Below are 15348 nucleotides of genomic sequence, written 5' to 3'. Positions count from 1 at the left end.
GCTTTCTAACTATTGGCCTCGCTCGGCTCCGCGCTGCCGTTTCCATTTTTCTCCGCGTCCCGTGCGGCGCGTTCGGCCTTGCGCTCTTCCGGTGTGTCGGGCGCAATGAAGCTGATCACGACATCGCCATCTTCGATCACCGGACCGGCATCGGTGGCAAAAAACAGCAAGCGCCGATCGGGCTTGAACAAGGCAAGTGGTTCTTCCCCGGGCTCGAGATTCTTGCGATATTCGTCGGCGGTGAAAATCTCGGTGATATTGGTTTTGCTGAACCGCCAGCCATCCCGCTCGCGATCGAGCAGGCTGTTAAAGTCGGCACCGGATTCGAACAGCAAACGGCCGTGACCGACCTTGCTTTTGCCGCGGCTGTCATTGGACAGGCGGCTGATCTGGTCGAAACCCATTTCCGGTCCGAGGTCGGCTGTGATCAGCTGGTTGTGGCTGTCATTGTCGGTCGCGGCGATGAGATGCTGGAACTCGCCGAGATCGATATTGTCATTATGGGCCTCATCGAGAATATCGCCCTGATGCACGCGCAACTGTTCGCTGCGGGCGCGGCGCAGCGCAAACTGGCTCGTGTCTGCGATCAGCACGTCGAGATCGAGCGACTTGAGAATCTTGCCGAGCGCAATCGACCAGCGGGTTGCGCCGACGATCAGTACGCCCTCCCCCTTGCCTTCATTGATTCCGAGTCGTTCGGCGACCCAGGCAGCGGAAAAGCCGTGCGCAAATATGGTCGCGATGACCACCGCGAAACTCAGCGGGACGAGCGCTTCTGCGCCAGGGAATCCGTAATCCACCAGGCGGATGGCGAACAGGCCGGTAATCGCCACGGCGACGATACCACGCGGGGCGATCCAGGCGATGAATAACCGCTCGCGCCATGGCAGGGAACTGAACAGCAGCGCCACCAGCACCGAAATCGGGCGCACAACGAAGAGCAGCAAAAACAGGAAAATGATGAATTGCGGCCGGAATTGCTGCACCGTTTCCCAGTCCAGCGTCGCGGAGAGAATGATGAACACCCCGGAGATCAGCAGGACCGCAAGATCTTCCTTGAACCGGTGGAGCGCCTGACTGGAATAGATATGCCGGTTGGCCAGAACTACACCCATCACCGTCACGGTGATCAGGCCGGTTTCATGCTTGATCAGATCGGCGATGACAAATCCGCCGATCACCGTGATCAGCAGAAATGGCGCCTTGAGATATTCCGGGACATGGCCGCGCGGGAACAGCCAGGTAATGGCAAAACCGAGCGCCGCGCCGAGCAGACCAGCCAGAAAACTTGCCGCCAGCACGTCCATGCTGATCGCCGCGATATTGGCGTCGGGGCCTTCATAGGTGATATAGGCATAGATGCCGACAGCGAGCAGGGCGCCGATCGGATCATTCACAATGCCTTCCCATTTGAGCACGTTGCGCACCCGGGCCGGCACCCTCAAGGTACGCAGCATCGGGCCGATAACGGTCGGACCGGTAACGATCATGATGCCGCCGAGCAAGGCCGAGATTTCCCAGGACAGACCTGCGCCATAATGGGCAGCGGCGGTGCCGAGCACCCAGGCAATCGGCCCGGCGACGATGACCATCATCGTCACCGCACCGCCGGCCTGGCGCAATTCGCGGAAATTGAGACTTAGCCCGCCTTCAAACAGAATCACGGCGACCGCCAGTTTGATAATCGGTTCCTGCAGCGCACCAAAGTCGCGCTCTGGGTCAATGATTCCCAGCAAGGGCCCGGCAATGATTCCGACAATCAGCATCAGCGCGATGGCCGGCCGCCCGGTGCGCCAGGCGACCCATTGGGCGCCAATGCCCAGCAAACCGATCAGGGCGATCTTCACCATCAACGAATCAACTATAATCATTTGTAATATATGCCGTTTCCAGAAGGCTTTTGCAAAACGCATCTGTTTTGGTGATGAAGGCGCTAGCCGAAATGATCGATAGCGTCGGTGATACCGGCGTAGATTTGAGCCAGCTGATCTTTGCTAACACAATATGGCGGCATGACGTAGACCGTATTTCCCAGCGGCCGCAAAAGCAGATCCCGGTCCCGGAAAAAGGCCAGCAAGCGCGGCCCGAGATCGGACATATACTGGCCACTGCCATCACCTATTTCCATAGCGATTAAGGTGCCACATTGCCGTATGGCGGTCACGCCGGGCTTGGTGGCCAGCGTCTGTGCAAAGGCATCATGCTGGCCGACAATGCCGTCGATCCGGCTTTGTACCGGTTCGTCGCGCCAGATGGCGAGATTTGCATTGGCCGCCGCGCAGGCGATCGGGTTGGCTGTGAAGCTGCTCGAATGAAAGAACATTTTTGCCCTATCATCCGATAGATGGGCGTCGAATATCGCTTGCGTGGCGGCGGTTACCGCCAGCGGGATCACACCGCCGGTCAGACCTTTGGCCATGCAAAATATGTCTGGCGTCACGCCTGCCTGTTCGCATGCGAACAGGGTGCCGGTCCGTCCCCAGCCTGTCATCACTTCGTCGGCGATAAACAGGACGCCATGGTCCTGGCAAATCGCGTGCATCGCAGCGAGCAGTGCGGGCGAATAGACTTTCATCCCCCCAGCGCCGAGAATCAGAGGTTCGACAATCAGCGCGGCTGGCGGGTTTTCGCGGTCTGCACACAAGGCGGTCAGGCGGTCGAGTGCGGCCTGTTCCCGTCCGGCATCGGGGAACGGGATCGTGCCGACATCGAACAGTAAAGGCCCGTAAGCCTGATTGAACACACCGCGGGCACCGACCGACATCGCACCGATGGTATCGCCGTGATAACTGTTGTCCATCACCAGAATGCGATGGCGTTGCTCGCCCCGATTATGCCAGAATCCAAGCGCCATTTTCAGCGCCACCTCCACTGCCGTCGACCCGCTGTCAGAGAAGAAAATATGGTCGAGGCCGGCTGGTAGAAACCCGGTTAGGTCGGCGGCGAGCTGCTCGGCCGGCTCATGGGTCCAGCCGGCAAAGATGATCTGGTCCAGGCGGGCGGCCTGATCCTGAATCGCGGTGACAATCCGCGGATGGCAATGGCCGTGCGTTTGCACCCACCAGCTCGAGATGGCATCGATAATCCTGTTACCATCCGCGGTATGGAGGATCGCACCATCGGCAGACACGACCTGCGGGATCGGCTCGTTCAGCCCGTGCTGGGTGAACGGATGCCAGATTTTCGCGGTCATGGGAGAAAATTCGATCGGTTGAAATGGGTGTCAAAAGCAGTCTGCAGGCTATCCGGCGTCAAGGGATCGAGATGCGGCAGGCGTCCCAATGCTGGCACGTCGCCAATCCGGCATATCGTATCCTGGCTGTCCGGGACCGCGTCGCCGGTAAAGGCGATGCCGAGAATCGGGACGGACCGGGCGCGCAAGGCTTCTATGGTCAACAAGCTGTGATTGATGGTTCCCAATTTGGTTGACGCGACAATGATGACTGGCTGATGCCAGTGGGCGAAGAGGTCTGCATAGAGCAGTGAATCATTGATTGGAACCAGCGCCCCACCCGCGCCTTCGACAACCAGCGGACCAGGCACTGCGGGGAGTGCGAGTGCGTCTGCTGTGATCGTGACGCCATCGCACGCCGCGGCAAAATGGGGTGATGCGGGTGTTGTCAGGCGATAGCGCTCCGTCAGGATGCGTTCGGCGGGACAACAAGCCAGTCTGCGAACCGCCGCGCTGTCGGTCTCGCCGTCCAGGCCGGCTTGAACCGGTTTCCAGTAGGTGGCGTCCAGCGCGGCCGTGAGCGCCGCGGCAAACACGGTCTTGCCGATATAGGTATCGGTTCCGGTGATTACAAAAACAGGGTTCAAGCGGCCTCTCCTTCTGCCCAGGCGCGCAGCAATGCTTCGGCCAGAGTGATGATATCGTTTGCGGTGATGTTCAGCGACAAAGACAATCGCAGCCGGGCCGTCCCCGCAGGCACTGTCGGCGGCCGGATTGCGCGGACATCAAAGCCGGCCTTCTGCAACTGGCCGGCCAGACGTGTGGCGTGGCCGTCCTCGCCGAGAATGATCGGAAAAATCTGGCTGTTCTGCCGGTTGCTCGGGCATAGCGTTGCGAGCCTGTCTTCGGCCAATCGGATAAGATCATGCAGGCGCTGTCTGAGGCCCGGTTCATCGGCGACATGCGCAATCGCCTTGTGCACCAGATGCGCGGTCAGCGGACTCGGCGCAGTCGAGAATATGAAGGGCCGGGCGCGGTTGATGAAAAAATCGCGCAGCACCGCCGCCATGGTCAGCAGCCCGCCTTCGACACCCAGGGCCTTGCCGCACGTTCGCATGACAATGATATTGTCCCGGCGGCCCAAGCGGTCGGACAGGCCTTTACCGCCCTCTCCAAACACCCCGACGGCATGAGCTTCATCGATCAGAAGCATTGCATCATGGCGGTCAGCCACCGCGGCCAGCGAGGATAACGGGGCCTGGTCTCCGTCCATGCTGTAGAGGCTTTCGACAGCAATCCAGACTGTACCGGTGCGACCGGACTGGCGATAGACCTTGATCCGGCGTTCGAGATCATCACAATCATTGTGCCGAAACGCAGCGGTCGACGCGCGACCGAGCTTCATGCCGTCGTGGCTGCTCGCATGGATCAGGCTGTCAAACAGAACCAGATCGTCGGCTTGCGGGAGGGTCGAGAACAGCGCCAGATTGGCGGCATAGCCGGTGCTGAAAAAAGCGCTGCCTCGGCGCCATAATGGGCGGCGGCAAAGCGCTCGAGCGCTTCATGTTCAGGATGATTGCCGCCGAGCAGCCGGGATCCGCCGGAGCCATGGGGGATGCCAGCGTCGATCGCGGCCCGGACGACATCCTGGAGATAGGGACTGCGGGCCAGTCCCAGATAGTCATTGGAGGAGAAATCCTTGCCGGCGAGCAGGACCAAGGCGCGCTTGCGATCCGCAGCGGCAAGCGCGGTTAATTGGTGATGAAAGGGGGCGAATCGGATCATGGGGGCGGCCGCTATTAGCAGCCCCTAGTCGGACATGGCCAGTGGTAAAGACAGCTGATCGGCAGCATTGTTATCGGACAAGGTCGGACGGGCCGTTGGCGCAAAACTAAGATCGAAACGCAGCAATTTTCCCGTCACCGCGATCAGCGCCTCGGCCGGGCCGCCTGCCGCCTCGGCAATCGCCGGATGATCGGCTGCGAGACCGCCGGTCAATGCCCCGAAGGCCGGCATGATCAGCGCCTGCTCGCTGCGCACAAAACAGCGCCGGGAGACATGCCGCCCGCGCACCGGCACGCGGATCTTGGGGTGAAAATGGCCGGAAATCTCGGGAACAGCGGGATGAGCGCTGGCTTCATGCCGCAGGACCACCGTGTCGCTGATCCATTCGGAAAGCACCTGACCGCCCCATAACCCGCTGACATCACGGTCGTGATTGCCGCTGATCCAGATCCATTCCACCTGGCTGGTCAGGCGTTTCAGCACCGTCACCGCGGCGTCAGCCAACCGCGCTTCGCCGCCATCATCATGATAATTATCCCCCAGACAGAAGACTTTTTCAGCCCCGCACTCCGCAATGAGGCCCGCCAGTTCATCCAGCGTGGCCTGGCTGTCATAAGGGGGCAACATCTGTCCCTGGCGGGCATAAAAGCTCGCTTTTTCCAGATGAAGGTCGGCAACCAGAATCGCCTTCTCCGCAGGCCAGTACAAGGCAGCAGGGGCAATCACATCAAAGTGGTGCCGGGCGAACGAAAGGGGAACCATGCCACTGCTATGCGATGATCAGGCGACCGGTGCAAGCGCGAACCATTGGAAATTCGCATCGACCCGGACTATAGCCGCGCCATGACGGAATCACATCAAACCTGTAAAGTTGCCGCGCTCTATCATTTTGCGGTGGTCGACGACCCAGCCGCCTTGCGCCCGGCTATTCTCGCGCTGTGCGAAGATCAGAATCTCAAGGGAACGCTCCTGCTCGCGTCCGAGGGGATTAACGGGACGATTGCCGGTACCCCCGACGCGGTGGACCAGGTGATCGGGAAGTTGCGCGACGTTCCGCAATTTGCAGGTCTTGAAGTGAAATATTCGACAGCCGAAACCATGCCGTTCCTGCGGATGAAGGTGCGCCTGAAGAAAGAAATTGTCACCATGGGCGTCGATGGCATTGACGCTGCGCGCGCAAAAGGAGATTATGTCGATCCACGCGACTGGAACGCGATGATCGCGGACCCGGACACCGTCGTGATCGATACGCGCAATGCTTATGAAGTGGCGATTGGCAGTTTTGAAGGGGCAATCAATCCCGATACCGAAACCTTTCGCGATTTCCCGGTCTGGTTTGATAATTTTGCCGAGGGCTTAAAGGACGAATCCGGCAAACAGCCCAAGATTGCAATGTTCTGTACCGGCGGGATCCGCTGCGAAAAGGCGACCGCCTATGTGAAAGCCCAGGGCTTTGATGATGTCCATCATCTCAAGGGCGGGATTCTCAAATATCTCGAAAATATTCCCGAAGCCGATAGCCGCTGGCAGGGCGACTGCTTTCTGTTTGATCAGCGGGTGGCCGTGGGTCACGGCCTGAAACAGAGCGACTATGACCAGTGTTTTGCCTGCCGGATGCCGCTCAACGCCGAGGACCGTGCGTCGCCGCTCTATCTGCCGGGCGAGGCCTGTCCGCATTGCCACGACCGCCGCAGCGAAGACCAGCGCGCCCGCTATCGCGAACGGCAGCGGCAAGTGGACAAGGCGGCACAGGAAGGCCGCCAGCATCTCGCGCAGAAGCTGGCAGAGAAATGACCGACCTGGCGCCGATTCTCTACAGCTTCCGGCGCTGCCCCTATGCGATGCGCGCCCGCATGGCCCTGCTGGTCAGCCGGACGCCGGTCCGGCTGCGCGAAGTGGTGCTGCGCAACAAGCCGGAAGAAATGATCGCCGCCTCACCCAAGGCGACCGTGCCGGTGCTGGTACTGGACAATGGGCAGGTGATTGATGAAAGTCTCGCGGTGATGCGATGGGCGCTGGAGCGGAATGATCCCGAAGGCTGGCTGGATGATCAGAGCGCATCCGCCGATCTGATTGCGACGGCGGACGAGGATTTCAAATATCATCTCGACCGTTACAAATATCCCAGTCGCTACGACGATGGTGATCCACTGCCCCACCGTGCGGCCGGCTATGCCTTTCTCGAACAACTTGATCAGAGAATCGCGCGCGAGGGTCAGCTTTTCGGCGCGCGGCCGGGCTGGGCGGACTATGCGATTTTTCCGTTTGTGCGCCAGTTTGCCAATCACGATCGCGGGTGGTTTGACGCTCAGCCGCTGCCCGCTCTGCAGACATGGCTGGCCGGGCATTTGAAGTCGGACCTGTTTGGCACGGCAATGGAAAAATCCCCGCAATGGCGCACTGGCGATCCGGAACCTTTATTCGGCGCGGCCTGATTGGGTTCTTGCTAAGGAAGCGGCGTCAGGATTTGATCCGCGTGTTCTTCGCCCTTTCATAATGCTGCCGGGCATTTTTCGGCGGGACGAAATGGATCTTGCGCTTTTCAAAGTCAATCGCGACGGAATCAAATTTCCGCAACACGTCCATGCCCAGCAACAACGCCGGCTTCTTGGCCATGCCCAGCCGTTCAAACGGCGGTGCATCGGCAAAGGCCACGGACAGGTTGGAAAAGCGGGCGCGGCCGATCCGGAAATCGCGCGCGCGGCCGAATTCGACGCCCAGCGTATCTCCGGTCACCGCGATCAGAATATTGTCATCGCCCTGATCCTTGGCCTGTTTGATCAACCGCTTTTTCAGCACCGAATTTGCGATCGAAACCTGGGCCCCGGTGTCGACAATGACATTGACTCGAATCCCCGAAATGGTCGCTTCGGTAAAAATCAGCTGACCGGACCGGCGCTTCGCCGTGACCACAATTTCCCGGTTGGGCGATCGCCTGGGCGCTTCGGTATCCTCGATCGTGATCTCGTCGGCAATGAAATCAAACAGGATCCGCTGGTTCTGCAAGCCGTCGAGACCCAATATGCCATCCGCGCCGATATTCCGGGCCAGCAATACGGGAGCGATCAGACTGTCATAGCTTTTTGATCCGAGCGTCAGCTTGGGGACATAGACCATGTCGACCGTGCTGTTCCCGGCGATGCTGAGCAGCTGGGCCGGTTCCTCGGCTTCGAGATCCAGTTGCGTCGCGATGCGCCGCGACAGGACGGTGCGTTCGGCGCCGGTATCAATGACAAAGGAAAACGGACCGCGGCCTTCAATGCTGACCGGCACGGTCATCCGGCGGGCCCGGTCTTCATCAATCGCCACGGTTTCGGTGCCGGATTTCGTGAGTGCACCGGGTTCAATCGACTGGCCCATTGGCACCGGATAGGCGAGCGCCAGCACTGGCGCGAAAATGGCGGGAAGAAAGGATGCAGGGAATAACGACATCAGGGTCTCCAGTCGATGGCTCTAAAATCCGGCATGGTCATGAACCCGAAGCGTGTCATGAGGCGCCTTTGGGGATCAGAAAATAGATTTTCCGGTTGGCGAAATCGATCGCCATCCGGTCAAATTTGCGCAGAGCGTCCATGCCCAGGAACATCGCCGGCTTGTTTTGCAGATTAAGCGCCGCAAAGGGGGCGATATCGGCAAAGGCGATCGGGATCACGCCAAACCGCGCCCGTCCGATGTGCAATTCGCTGGCGACGCCATAGTCGGCGGGCACCGACCGGCCGGTCACATCGACCAGCGCGATTTGCTGCATCCCGGAAGAGCGCATCCGCAATTTGCGTTGCAGCGCCTTATTGCCAATCGACAGTTCGCCGCCGGTATCAATGATGACGCTGACTTTGATTCCGGCTATGGTTGCGTTGGTGAAGATCAATTGTCCGGACCGCCGCCGGGCTGTGACGACAATTTCCCGGCGCGAGCGCGCCTTGAGCTTCTTGGTGGTGTCTTCAACCGAGATTTTGCGGTCGATAAAATCAAACAGGATGCGCTGGCCTTGCAGACTGTCGAGCCCGAGCACGCCGTCGGCGCCGATATTGGTTGAGCGGAAGGTCGGAGAAACCAGGCCGCCATAGCTGCGGGTTCCGAGCGTCAGTTCGGGCACGTACACCGTCTGGACGATGGTGCTGCCAGCCAGCGCGACAATATTGACCTCATCTTCAATTTCGAGTGTCAGACTGCCGGCAATTTCCTTGGACAATATGGTGCGCTGGGAAGCCGTATCGATGATGAAATCATAAGGACCAGAGCCCTCGATATTGACCGGCACGGTCATCCGCGCGATCCGGTCTTCGGCAATGGTGATCTGTTCGGCATCCGATTTGATGAACTGATCCGGCAGGATGTCCGCGACAATCGCCTCGGGCTCCGGCTCGGGTTCCGGTATCGCGCCATCAGCGGCCATGGGCGCGGCAATTTGCCAGGAAAATAACAGCGGCAGGGCGGCGGCAAAGGGGAAAAAACTGCTCATCACCAGGATGCTACTCCAATTTGCGCGTCGCGACAAATATTGTCGCCATTCCGTCGCTCACTAATCGCCGCGCATTGCTTCGGCGATCAGGCCTTCCGCCTCGATCAACTGGGCGTCGTCGGTGGCGCCTTGCGCAACATGCTCGCGGCCGATCATCACCAGCACCGGCACCGCCAGCGGACTGACCCGTTCGAGATCGACATGCACCATCGATCCCGCCGCGCGGTCGAGCAGGTCACCGAGGCGCGCGACATCGGTCATCCGCGCGCGGGCATCGGCCCACGCTGCCTGCATCAGCAGATGGTCGGGTTCATATTTGCGCAGGACGTCGAAAATCAGATCGGTTGAGAACGTCACCTGTTTGCCGGTCTTGCGCTTGCCGGGATGCTGGCGGTCGACCAGCCCGCTGATCACCGCCACTTCGCGAAACGCGCGCTTGAGCAGATAGGAGCCTTCGACCCAGTCGAAAAATTCCTCCTCCAAGATGTCGGCGCTGAACAGGCTGGCCGGGTCGGTAATCGGTTCCACGCCCCAACAGGCCAACGCATAGTCATTGGCGACAAATCCGATCGGTTTCAGCCCGCGGCTTTCCATCCGCCGGGTCAGCAGCATGCCGAGCGACTGATGGGCGTTCCACCCTTCGAAGCAATAGGCCGCCATATAATATAGCCCCTTGTGCGGGAAGGTTTCGACCAGCAGCTCGCCCGGCTCTGGCAGGCGCGAGCGATAGTCCTGCATCTCGAGCCATTCGCGGACATCATCCGGAAAGCGCGCCCACCCGGCCCGATCGGTCAGAAAGCCGCGGACGCGATCCGACAAATGGGTCGTAAGCGGCAGCCGGGCGCCCATATAGCTCGGGATCATCGCCGCTTTTTTCGACGCGCGGACAACCACATCGGCCGTGTCGATTTTCAGCAATTCGAGGCTCATCCCCGCGAAGAAAAACGTGTCGCCGGGACTGAGCATGGCGGCAAAACTTTCCTCGACCTTGCCCAGATTGCGGCCATTTTTGAACCGCACGGTCATCATTGCCGCATCGACGATAATCCCGGCATTGAGCCGGTGCTGGACCGCGAATTTGGGATGGGTGAGATGCCAGAATCCGGCGCTGTCGCGGCGCAGCCGTTTGAACTTGTCATAGGCCTTGAGCGCATAGCCGCCGTCGCGCGTAAACCCGAGCACACGATCAAAACTGGCCTTGTCGAGCGCGCTATAGGGCAAGGCCGACTGCAGCTCGTCGAGCAAATCCTCCTCCTGAAACGGCGCGGCACAAGCGCAGCTCATGACATGCTGGGCGAGCACATCGAGACCACCGGCGCGAAACGGTTCGCCGTCGCGGCGCCCTTCGTTGACCGCGTCCAGCGCCGCCTGCGCCTCGAGATATTCGAACCGGTTGCCGGGCACCAGCAGCGCCCTGGACGAGATATCAAGCCGGTGGTTGGCGCGGCCGATCCGTTGCAGCAGGCGCGAAGAGCCCTTCGGCGCGCCCATCTGGATGACGCAGTCAATATCACCCCAGTCGACCCCGAGATCGAGCGACGCGGTGCAGACCAGCGCCCGCATCTGTCCCGACGCCATCGCATTTTCGACCTTGCGCCGGGCTTCGCGGGACAGGCTGCCGTGATGAATGCCGATCGGCAATGTTTCGTCATTAATATCCCACAGCTTCTGGAAGGTGAACTCGGCGAGAAAGCGGGTGTTGGTGAACACCAGCGTCATCCGGTTCGCCTTGATCTGTTCCATCACCTGCGGAATCGCATAGACACCGGCATGCCCGGCCCAGGGTACGCGGACCTTGTGGCCGTCGGGTGTCTCCGGGATCATGATTGCGATATCCGCCGGGGCGCCCTCATCGCCAAGCACATGCGCGGCCGCATCAATATCGCCATAGGGAGCCAGCCAGGCCCGGAAATCATCGGGTTCGGCCACAGTTGCGGACAAGGCGGCGCGCTGCAGGGCCGGCGCAATCCGCTGCAACCGGGCGAGCGACAGGGACAGCAGATCGCCTCGCTTGCCGGTCGCGAAAGCGTGCACCTCGTCGATGATCACATGTTCGAGATTGGCGAACAGGGTAAAACTGTCTTCCTGGCTGAGCAGCAGATTGAGCGATTCGGGCGTGGTCAGCAGGATCTGTGGCGGTTTGACGCGTTGCCGCGCTTTGCGGTTCGCCGGCGTATCGCCGCTGCGGGTTTCGACGCTGATCGGCAGGCCCATTTCGGCAATCGGCGTCAGCAGGTTGCGCTGCACATCGACCGCGAGCGCCTTGAGCGGGGATATGTAGAGCGTGTGCAGTCCGTCAAAATCCGGTTGTTCAATCAGATCCACCAGCGTTGGCAAAAACCCAGCCAGCGTTTTCCCCGCTCCGGTTGGCGCCGTCAGCAGCGCATGTTTGCCCGATCGCGCAGCGGCCAGCATCTCGCGCTGATGCCGCCGGATCGTCCACCCCCGCGCGGCGAACCAGCTGTTGAGAATTTCGGGCACAGGCGGTGTTGGCATGGTCCGGATATGGAATTAATCGGCCGTCAAAGCAATGCGCAACGCCGGGCGTCCGATCTCAGTTCCGCAACTCTGCCATCAGGCCGAAAAGCTGAGTCACGTCCGGCGCTGATGTGTCGCCGGCATATTCCCGGTAGAGGGTCGAGACATTGACCGCGATCCGCTCGCTGTCACCCCAGCTTGAAAAGTCCCCGAGCGCAATATCATGCGCGGCGTCGCGGACCGACACACCGGCGTCATAGCGTTTGCGGGCTTCGCCATCGATATAGTGAAGATAATCCTGCACCCGGCGGACACCGGCGGCGTCGGTTAGCGGGCCATGGCCTGGCACGATCGTCTCGGCATCGAGCGCAATGATCCGGTCGCAGGCCGCGATCCAGTTGGCCACCGGCCCGGCCCACATGATCGGCGAGCCTTCGATAAACAGGATATCACCGGTAAACACGGTCTTGTCATCCGGCACATGGACCAGCACATCACCAGCGGTATGCGCCGGACCCACTTCAATCAGGTCGACCTGCTTGGTGCCGACGGTGACGCTATATTCGCCGCTGAACGTCTGGGTCGGGTGCTTTTCCGCCACGTCGGTAAAATCGAAACTGCCGAAGATATCGACCAGATACTGACCCGCCGGGCCCATGTCCCGTGCCTGGGCCATGATCGCTGCCAGCTGCGGTGCGGGCAGTTCTGCCATTTCCCTGGCGCTGGCATCAGAAGCGATGACCTCGGCATGCTGGCACAGGCCGTTGCCATGGCAATGATCGCCATTGGCATGGGTATTGACGATCGTGCCGATATCATCCGCGCTGACACCCGCGGCATCGGCCATTGTCGCGAGCATGTCGCGAGTCAGGCTGGCATCGAACAGGGTGTCCACGAGCAGGGACTGCCCGCTATCGGTTACCAGACCGGCATTGGACCAGCCCCATCCGCCATCCGGCTGGAGATAGGCGAAAATGCCGTCGCCAGTTTCATACAGGCCTTTTTGAAAGGGAATGGCGGTGGTCATCGGGCGCTCCTGTCCTGACCGGCCGGCTTGCCTTGGCGTCGGTCTATTTTCGCAAATGATAGGTCAATGCCATCGCAATGCAATGCTGTACCGCTTCGGCTGGCATGGGATCTGTCACCGTAAATACCACAGCACGGGAGCCTTCGAACGTCAGGATATCACCGTAAATCGCCTTGTACCGCTCGACCAGGTCGGTCTGGCAATGGACATAAAAGGCATATTCGTCATCGGATTTCTTGTGGCGATTGATCCGGATGGTGGTCCCCGATTTGGTTGCGCTGGGAAGAAAGGCCGGCTCACCCCATTTGAGCGTTTCCTCCAGCGGACCGATAGCAGGATCGTCAGCGGCGACAGCAAGGATATGCGCGCGAAGCTCGCTCAGCCGGGCCGCCATCGGGTCTGGCAGCCGATCAAATATCTGTTGTGTCTGTTCCGGGATATCGGATTGTATGATCGTCATTTGCTGGCCGCCTTTCGCATGGCCATCCGGGAGGTTATCAGGCGCCAGAACAGGCGGACAGGAAAGCCGCGATAGGCTGGAGCGTCATTCGCGATCGGAAGGCTTGATGTCCTATGCTTGATCTTGGTTCGCATTTCAATCAGCGGCAACGGGTTCGCAAAGCGCATGCGATAGGCCGATACCCAGTGGCCGGGCGCGAATTTGACAAACATGCCGGTATTGCAGCAGGCCGCGACAAATCGCTGTGTCGGCGAATCATCGCGGTTCCTATAGCCGATCAACCGGTTCTGTCCCGCGACACAGGCGAAGCGGTCGTCCCGGTAGGTCATATAGGGCGTTCCACCATCCGGATCGCGGACTTTCGGTGCTGCAGCCAGCGCTTCCAGGGTTCCGCCACCTTTCTGGCAATCGGTGCAATAGCAGATGGCGACGACGATCGGCGTGCCGACGGCCTCGCAACGGACCCCGCCGCAACGGCACGTCGCGACGCGTATGACAGGCGGGTCAGTGGCCAACCGTTTCTCCGCGTTCCAGCCCGGAGAGCGCCAGCTGTTCATCAATCTGGGCCATCAGCCGGTCGAGACCCTCTTGCGACTTGGCTTCGGCCCGCGCAACCAGAACATCCTGGGTGTTCGAAGCGCGCAGCAGCCACCAGCCATCATCGGTATTCACGCGCGCGCCGTCGGTATTGTTGACGTCGGCGCCGCTCCCGGCGAGCCGTTCCAATATTTCATCAATCACCGTGAACTTGCGGCTTTCGTCGACCTGAAAGCGCATTTCCGGCGTGTTGATCATCTCGACCATGTCGCTGCGCAACTGGGTGACGCTCTTGCCGATATTGGACGCAGCCTGGATCAGCCGGACCGCGGCATAGGGGGCGTCGTCAAAGCCATAATAGTCATGTTTGAAAAACACATGCCCGCTCATTTCTCCGGCGAGCGGCGAGCCCGTTTCCTTCATTTTGGACTTGATCAGGCTATGCCCGGTTTTCCACATCAGCGGTTTGCCGCCGAGACTGGCGATGCGGTCGTAGAGCGCCTGCGAAGCCTTGACGTCTGCGATAATTGTCGCGCCCGGTTCCGACACGAGAACATCCTCGGCATAGATTTGCAGCAGCTGATCACCCCAGATCACCCGGCCTTGACCGTCAATCGCGCCGATGCGGTCACCATCGCCATCAAAAGCCACTCCGAAATCGAGATTCTTTTCCGCGACAAGCGCCTTGAGATCCGCCAGGTTTTTCTCCTCAGTGGGGTCGGGATGGTGGTTTGGAAAATTCCCGTCAACCTCCGTGTAGAGAAGATGATGCTCCCCCCATTGATGCGGGTGAGACTGGCCGTCAGCTTCTCTATCACCGGCCCTGCTGCCCCATTGCCGGCATCCCAGGCGATGCGATAGGGTTTCCCGGTGAAATTATGAGTCAATCTTTCGACATATTGGTCAATGATATCAATGCGCTCTACGGAAGCGCCATTGCCATCCTGGGGACTATCCCAATCGCCATCCGCTGCCATCTGGCCGAGCTTCTGGATGTCTGCACCAAAAAAGGGGCGCCCCTGAAAGACCATTTTAAAGCCGTTATAATTGGCGGGATTATGACTGCCGGTAATCTCGATTCCGCCTTGCACCTGATCAAGAACGCATTCGGCGTAATAGAGCATCGGGGTTGGGCCCATGCCAATCGAAACCGCGCTGATGCCGCTGTCGTTGAGACCCTTGATCAGCGCGTCTTCGAGCATGGGCGAGCTGGTCCGGCCGTCATAGCCGGTAGCCACTGCCGTCCCACCGCCCCGCGCGATGAGTGTCCCAAACCCCCGGCCAATGGCATAGGCGTCGTCTGCGCCAAGGGTTTCACCGATAATCCCGCGAATGTCATATTCGCGCAGGCTGGTCGGATGAAAAGCGTGGGAGATAGCAGAACTCATCAAAATTGTCCTTCGGTATTAGGGGTTTGACCAGATATG

General features: G+C 60.0%; 14 protein-coding genes and 1 pseudogene. 2 read left to right on the top strand and 13 right to left on the bottom strand.

Annotated features, from left to right (window positions below; genetic code table 11):
- Positions 1-5 precede the first annotated feature (5 nt).
- From ACZ1GS_RS17015 to pdeM, 6 genes are all read right to left on the bottom strand, one after another.
- A complete protein-coding gene (locus tag ACZ1GS_RS17015) occupies positions 6-1850 on the bottom strand; it encodes a cation:proton antiporter (protein WP_472696348.1) in 1845 nt (614 codons plus the stop codon).
- Between the two features lie 83 nt (positions 1851-1933).
- The gene (locus tag ACZ1GS_RS17010) at positions 1934-3193 is read right to left on the bottom strand and encodes an adenosylmethionine--8-amino-7-oxononanoate transaminase (protein WP_472696347.1); all 1260 of its coding nucleotides are present in this window, start codon (positions 3191-3193) and stop codon (positions 1934-1936) included.
- Positions 3190-3819, bottom strand: a complete 630-nt coding sequence (gene bioD, locus ACZ1GS_RS17005; RefSeq protein ID WP_472696346.1) for a dethiobiotin synthase — start codon at positions 3817-3819, stop codon at positions 3190-3192. Before bioD ends, ACZ1GS_RS17010 begins: the two co-directional genes overlap by 4 nt.
- Positions 3816-4652 carry an aminotransferase class I/II-fold pyridoxal phosphate-dependent enzyme gene (locus ACZ1GS_RS17000; protein WP_472698164.1) on the bottom strand — a complete coding sequence of 279 codons (837 nt, stop codon included), beginning with the start codon at positions 4650-4652 and terminating at the stop codon, positions 3816-3818. Before ACZ1GS_RS17000 ends, bioD begins: the two co-directional genes overlap by 4 nt.
- Positions 4601-4957: a hypothetical protein gene (locus ACZ1GS_RS16995; RefSeq protein ID WP_472696345.1), complete on the bottom strand. Its 357-nt coding sequence runs from the start codon at positions 4955-4957 to the stop codon at positions 4601-4603. Before ACZ1GS_RS16995 ends, ACZ1GS_RS17000 begins: the two co-directional genes overlap by 52 nt.
- A gap of 24 nt (positions 4958-4981) precedes the next feature.
- The gene (gene pdeM / locus ACZ1GS_RS16990) at positions 4982-5719 is read right to left on the bottom strand and encodes a ligase-associated DNA damage response endonuclease PdeM (protein WP_472696344.1); all 738 of its coding nucleotides are present in this window, start codon (positions 5717-5719) and stop codon (positions 4982-4984) included.
- A gap of 81 nt (positions 5720-5800) precedes the next feature.
- Here pdeM and trhO point away from each other — a divergent pair, with 81 nt between their 5' ends.
- Both trhO and ACZ1GS_RS16980 read left to right on the top strand, forming a co-directional pair.
- A complete protein-coding gene (trhO, locus tag ACZ1GS_RS16985) occupies positions 5801-6751 on the top strand; it encodes an oxygen-dependent tRNA uridine(34) hydroxylase TrhO (protein ID WP_472696343.1) in 951 nt (316 codons plus the stop codon).
- Positions 6748-7392, top strand: coding sequence for a glutathione S-transferase (locus ACZ1GS_RS16980; RefSeq protein ID WP_472696342.1), 645 nt, complete (start codon positions 6748-6750; stop codon positions 7390-7392). The genes trhO and ACZ1GS_RS16980 overlap by 4 nt, the downstream gene beginning before the upstream one ends.
- A gap of 25 nt (positions 7393-7417) precedes the next feature.
- Here the strand turns inward: ACZ1GS_RS16980 and ACZ1GS_RS16975 are convergent, their stop codons facing one another.
- From ACZ1GS_RS16975 to pgmG, 7 genes and pseudogenes are all read right to left on the bottom strand, one after another.
- On the bottom strand, positions 7418-8389 hold the full coding sequence (locus tag ACZ1GS_RS16975; protein WP_472696341.1) for an aspartyl protease family protein: 972 nt from the start codon (positions 8387-8389) through the stop codon (positions 7418-7420).
- A gap of 55 nt (positions 8390-8444) precedes the next feature.
- Positions 8445-9419, bottom strand: coding sequence for an aspartyl protease family protein (locus ACZ1GS_RS16970; protein ID WP_472696340.1), 975 nt, complete (start codon positions 9417-9419; stop codon positions 8445-8447).
- A 60-nt stretch (positions 9420-9479) separates the two neighbouring features.
- Positions 9480-11915: a ligase-associated DNA damage response DEXH box helicase gene (locus tag ACZ1GS_RS16965; protein ID WP_472696339.1), complete on the bottom strand. Its 2436-nt coding sequence runs from the start codon at positions 11913-11915 to the stop codon at positions 9480-9482.
- A gap of 58 nt (positions 11916-11973) precedes the next feature.
- A complete protein-coding gene (locus ACZ1GS_RS16960; RefSeq protein WP_472696338.1) occupies positions 11974-12924 on the bottom strand; it encodes an MBL fold metallo-hydrolase in 951 nt (316 codons plus the stop codon).
- Positions 12925-12967: 43 nt separating this feature from the next.
- Positions 12968-13384 carry a DUF1801 domain-containing protein gene (locus ACZ1GS_RS16955; protein ID WP_472696337.1) on the bottom strand — a complete coding sequence of 139 codons (417 nt, stop codon included), beginning with the start codon at positions 13382-13384 and terminating at the stop codon, positions 12968-12970.
- Complete coding sequence (locus tag ACZ1GS_RS16950) at positions 13381-13899, bottom strand: GFA family protein (protein ID WP_472696336.1); 519 nt, start codon at positions 13897-13899, stop codon at positions 13381-13383. Before ACZ1GS_RS16950 ends, ACZ1GS_RS16955 begins: the two co-directional genes overlap by 4 nt.
- Positions 13889-15297 (bottom strand): annotated as a pseudogene (gene pgmG, locus ACZ1GS_RS16945) (phosphoglucomutase/phosphomannomutase PgmG). The gene ACZ1GS_RS16950 and the pseudogene pgmG overlap by 11 nt, the downstream one beginning before the upstream one ends.
- Between the last annotated feature and the right edge of the window lie 51 nt (positions 15298-15348).

This window comes from Parasphingorhabdus sp. W113, from assembly GCF_055693205.1.
Note: the sequence above shows the minus strand (reverse complement) of the source record. Positions and strands in the feature narration are given on the sequence as shown.

Bases quoted from the DNA above. Each gene is read 5' to 3' on its own strand.
- ACZ1GS_RS17015 (WP_472696348.1), bottom strand. From the start codon at position 1,850: ATGGTGAAGATCGCCCTGATCGGTTTGCTGGGCATTGGCGCCCAATGG.
- ACZ1GS_RS17010 (WP_472696347.1), bottom strand. From the start codon at position 3,193: ATGACCGCGAAAATCTGGCATCCGTTCACCCAGCACGGGCTGAACGAG.
- ACZ1GS_RS16995 (WP_472696345.1), bottom strand. From the start codon at position 4,957: ATGATCCGATTCGCCCCCTTTCATCACCAATTAACCGCGCTTGCCGCT.
- pdeM (WP_472696344.1), bottom strand. From the start codon at position 5,719: ATGGTTCCCCTTTCGTTCGCCCGGCACCACTTTGATGTGATTGCCCCT.
- trhO (WP_472696343.1), top strand. From the start codon at position 5,801: ATGACGGAATCACATCAAACCTGTAAAGTTGCCGCGCTCTATCATTTT.
- ACZ1GS_RS16980 (WP_472696342.1), top strand. From the start codon at position 6,748: ATGACCGACCTGGCGCCGATTCTCTACAGCTTCCGGCGCTGCCCCTAT.
- ACZ1GS_RS16975 (WP_472696341.1), bottom strand. From the start codon at position 8,389: ATGTCGTTATTCCCTGCATCCTTTCTTCCCGCCATTTTCGCGCCAGTG.
- ACZ1GS_RS16970 (WP_472696340.1), bottom strand. From the start codon at position 9,419: ATGAGCAGTTTTTTCCCCTTTGCCGCCGCCCTGCCGCTGTTATTTTCC.
- ACZ1GS_RS16965 (WP_472696339.1), bottom strand. From the start codon at position 11,915: ATGCCAACACCGCCTGTGCCCGAAATTCTCAACAGCTGGTTCGCCGCG.
- ACZ1GS_RS16960 (WP_472696338.1), bottom strand. From the start codon at position 12,924: ATGACCACCGCCATTCCCTTTCAAAAAGGCCTGTATGAAACTGGCGAC.
- ACZ1GS_RS16955 (WP_472696337.1), bottom strand. From the start codon at position 13,384: ATGACGATCATACAATCCGATATCCCGGAACAGACACAACAGATATTT.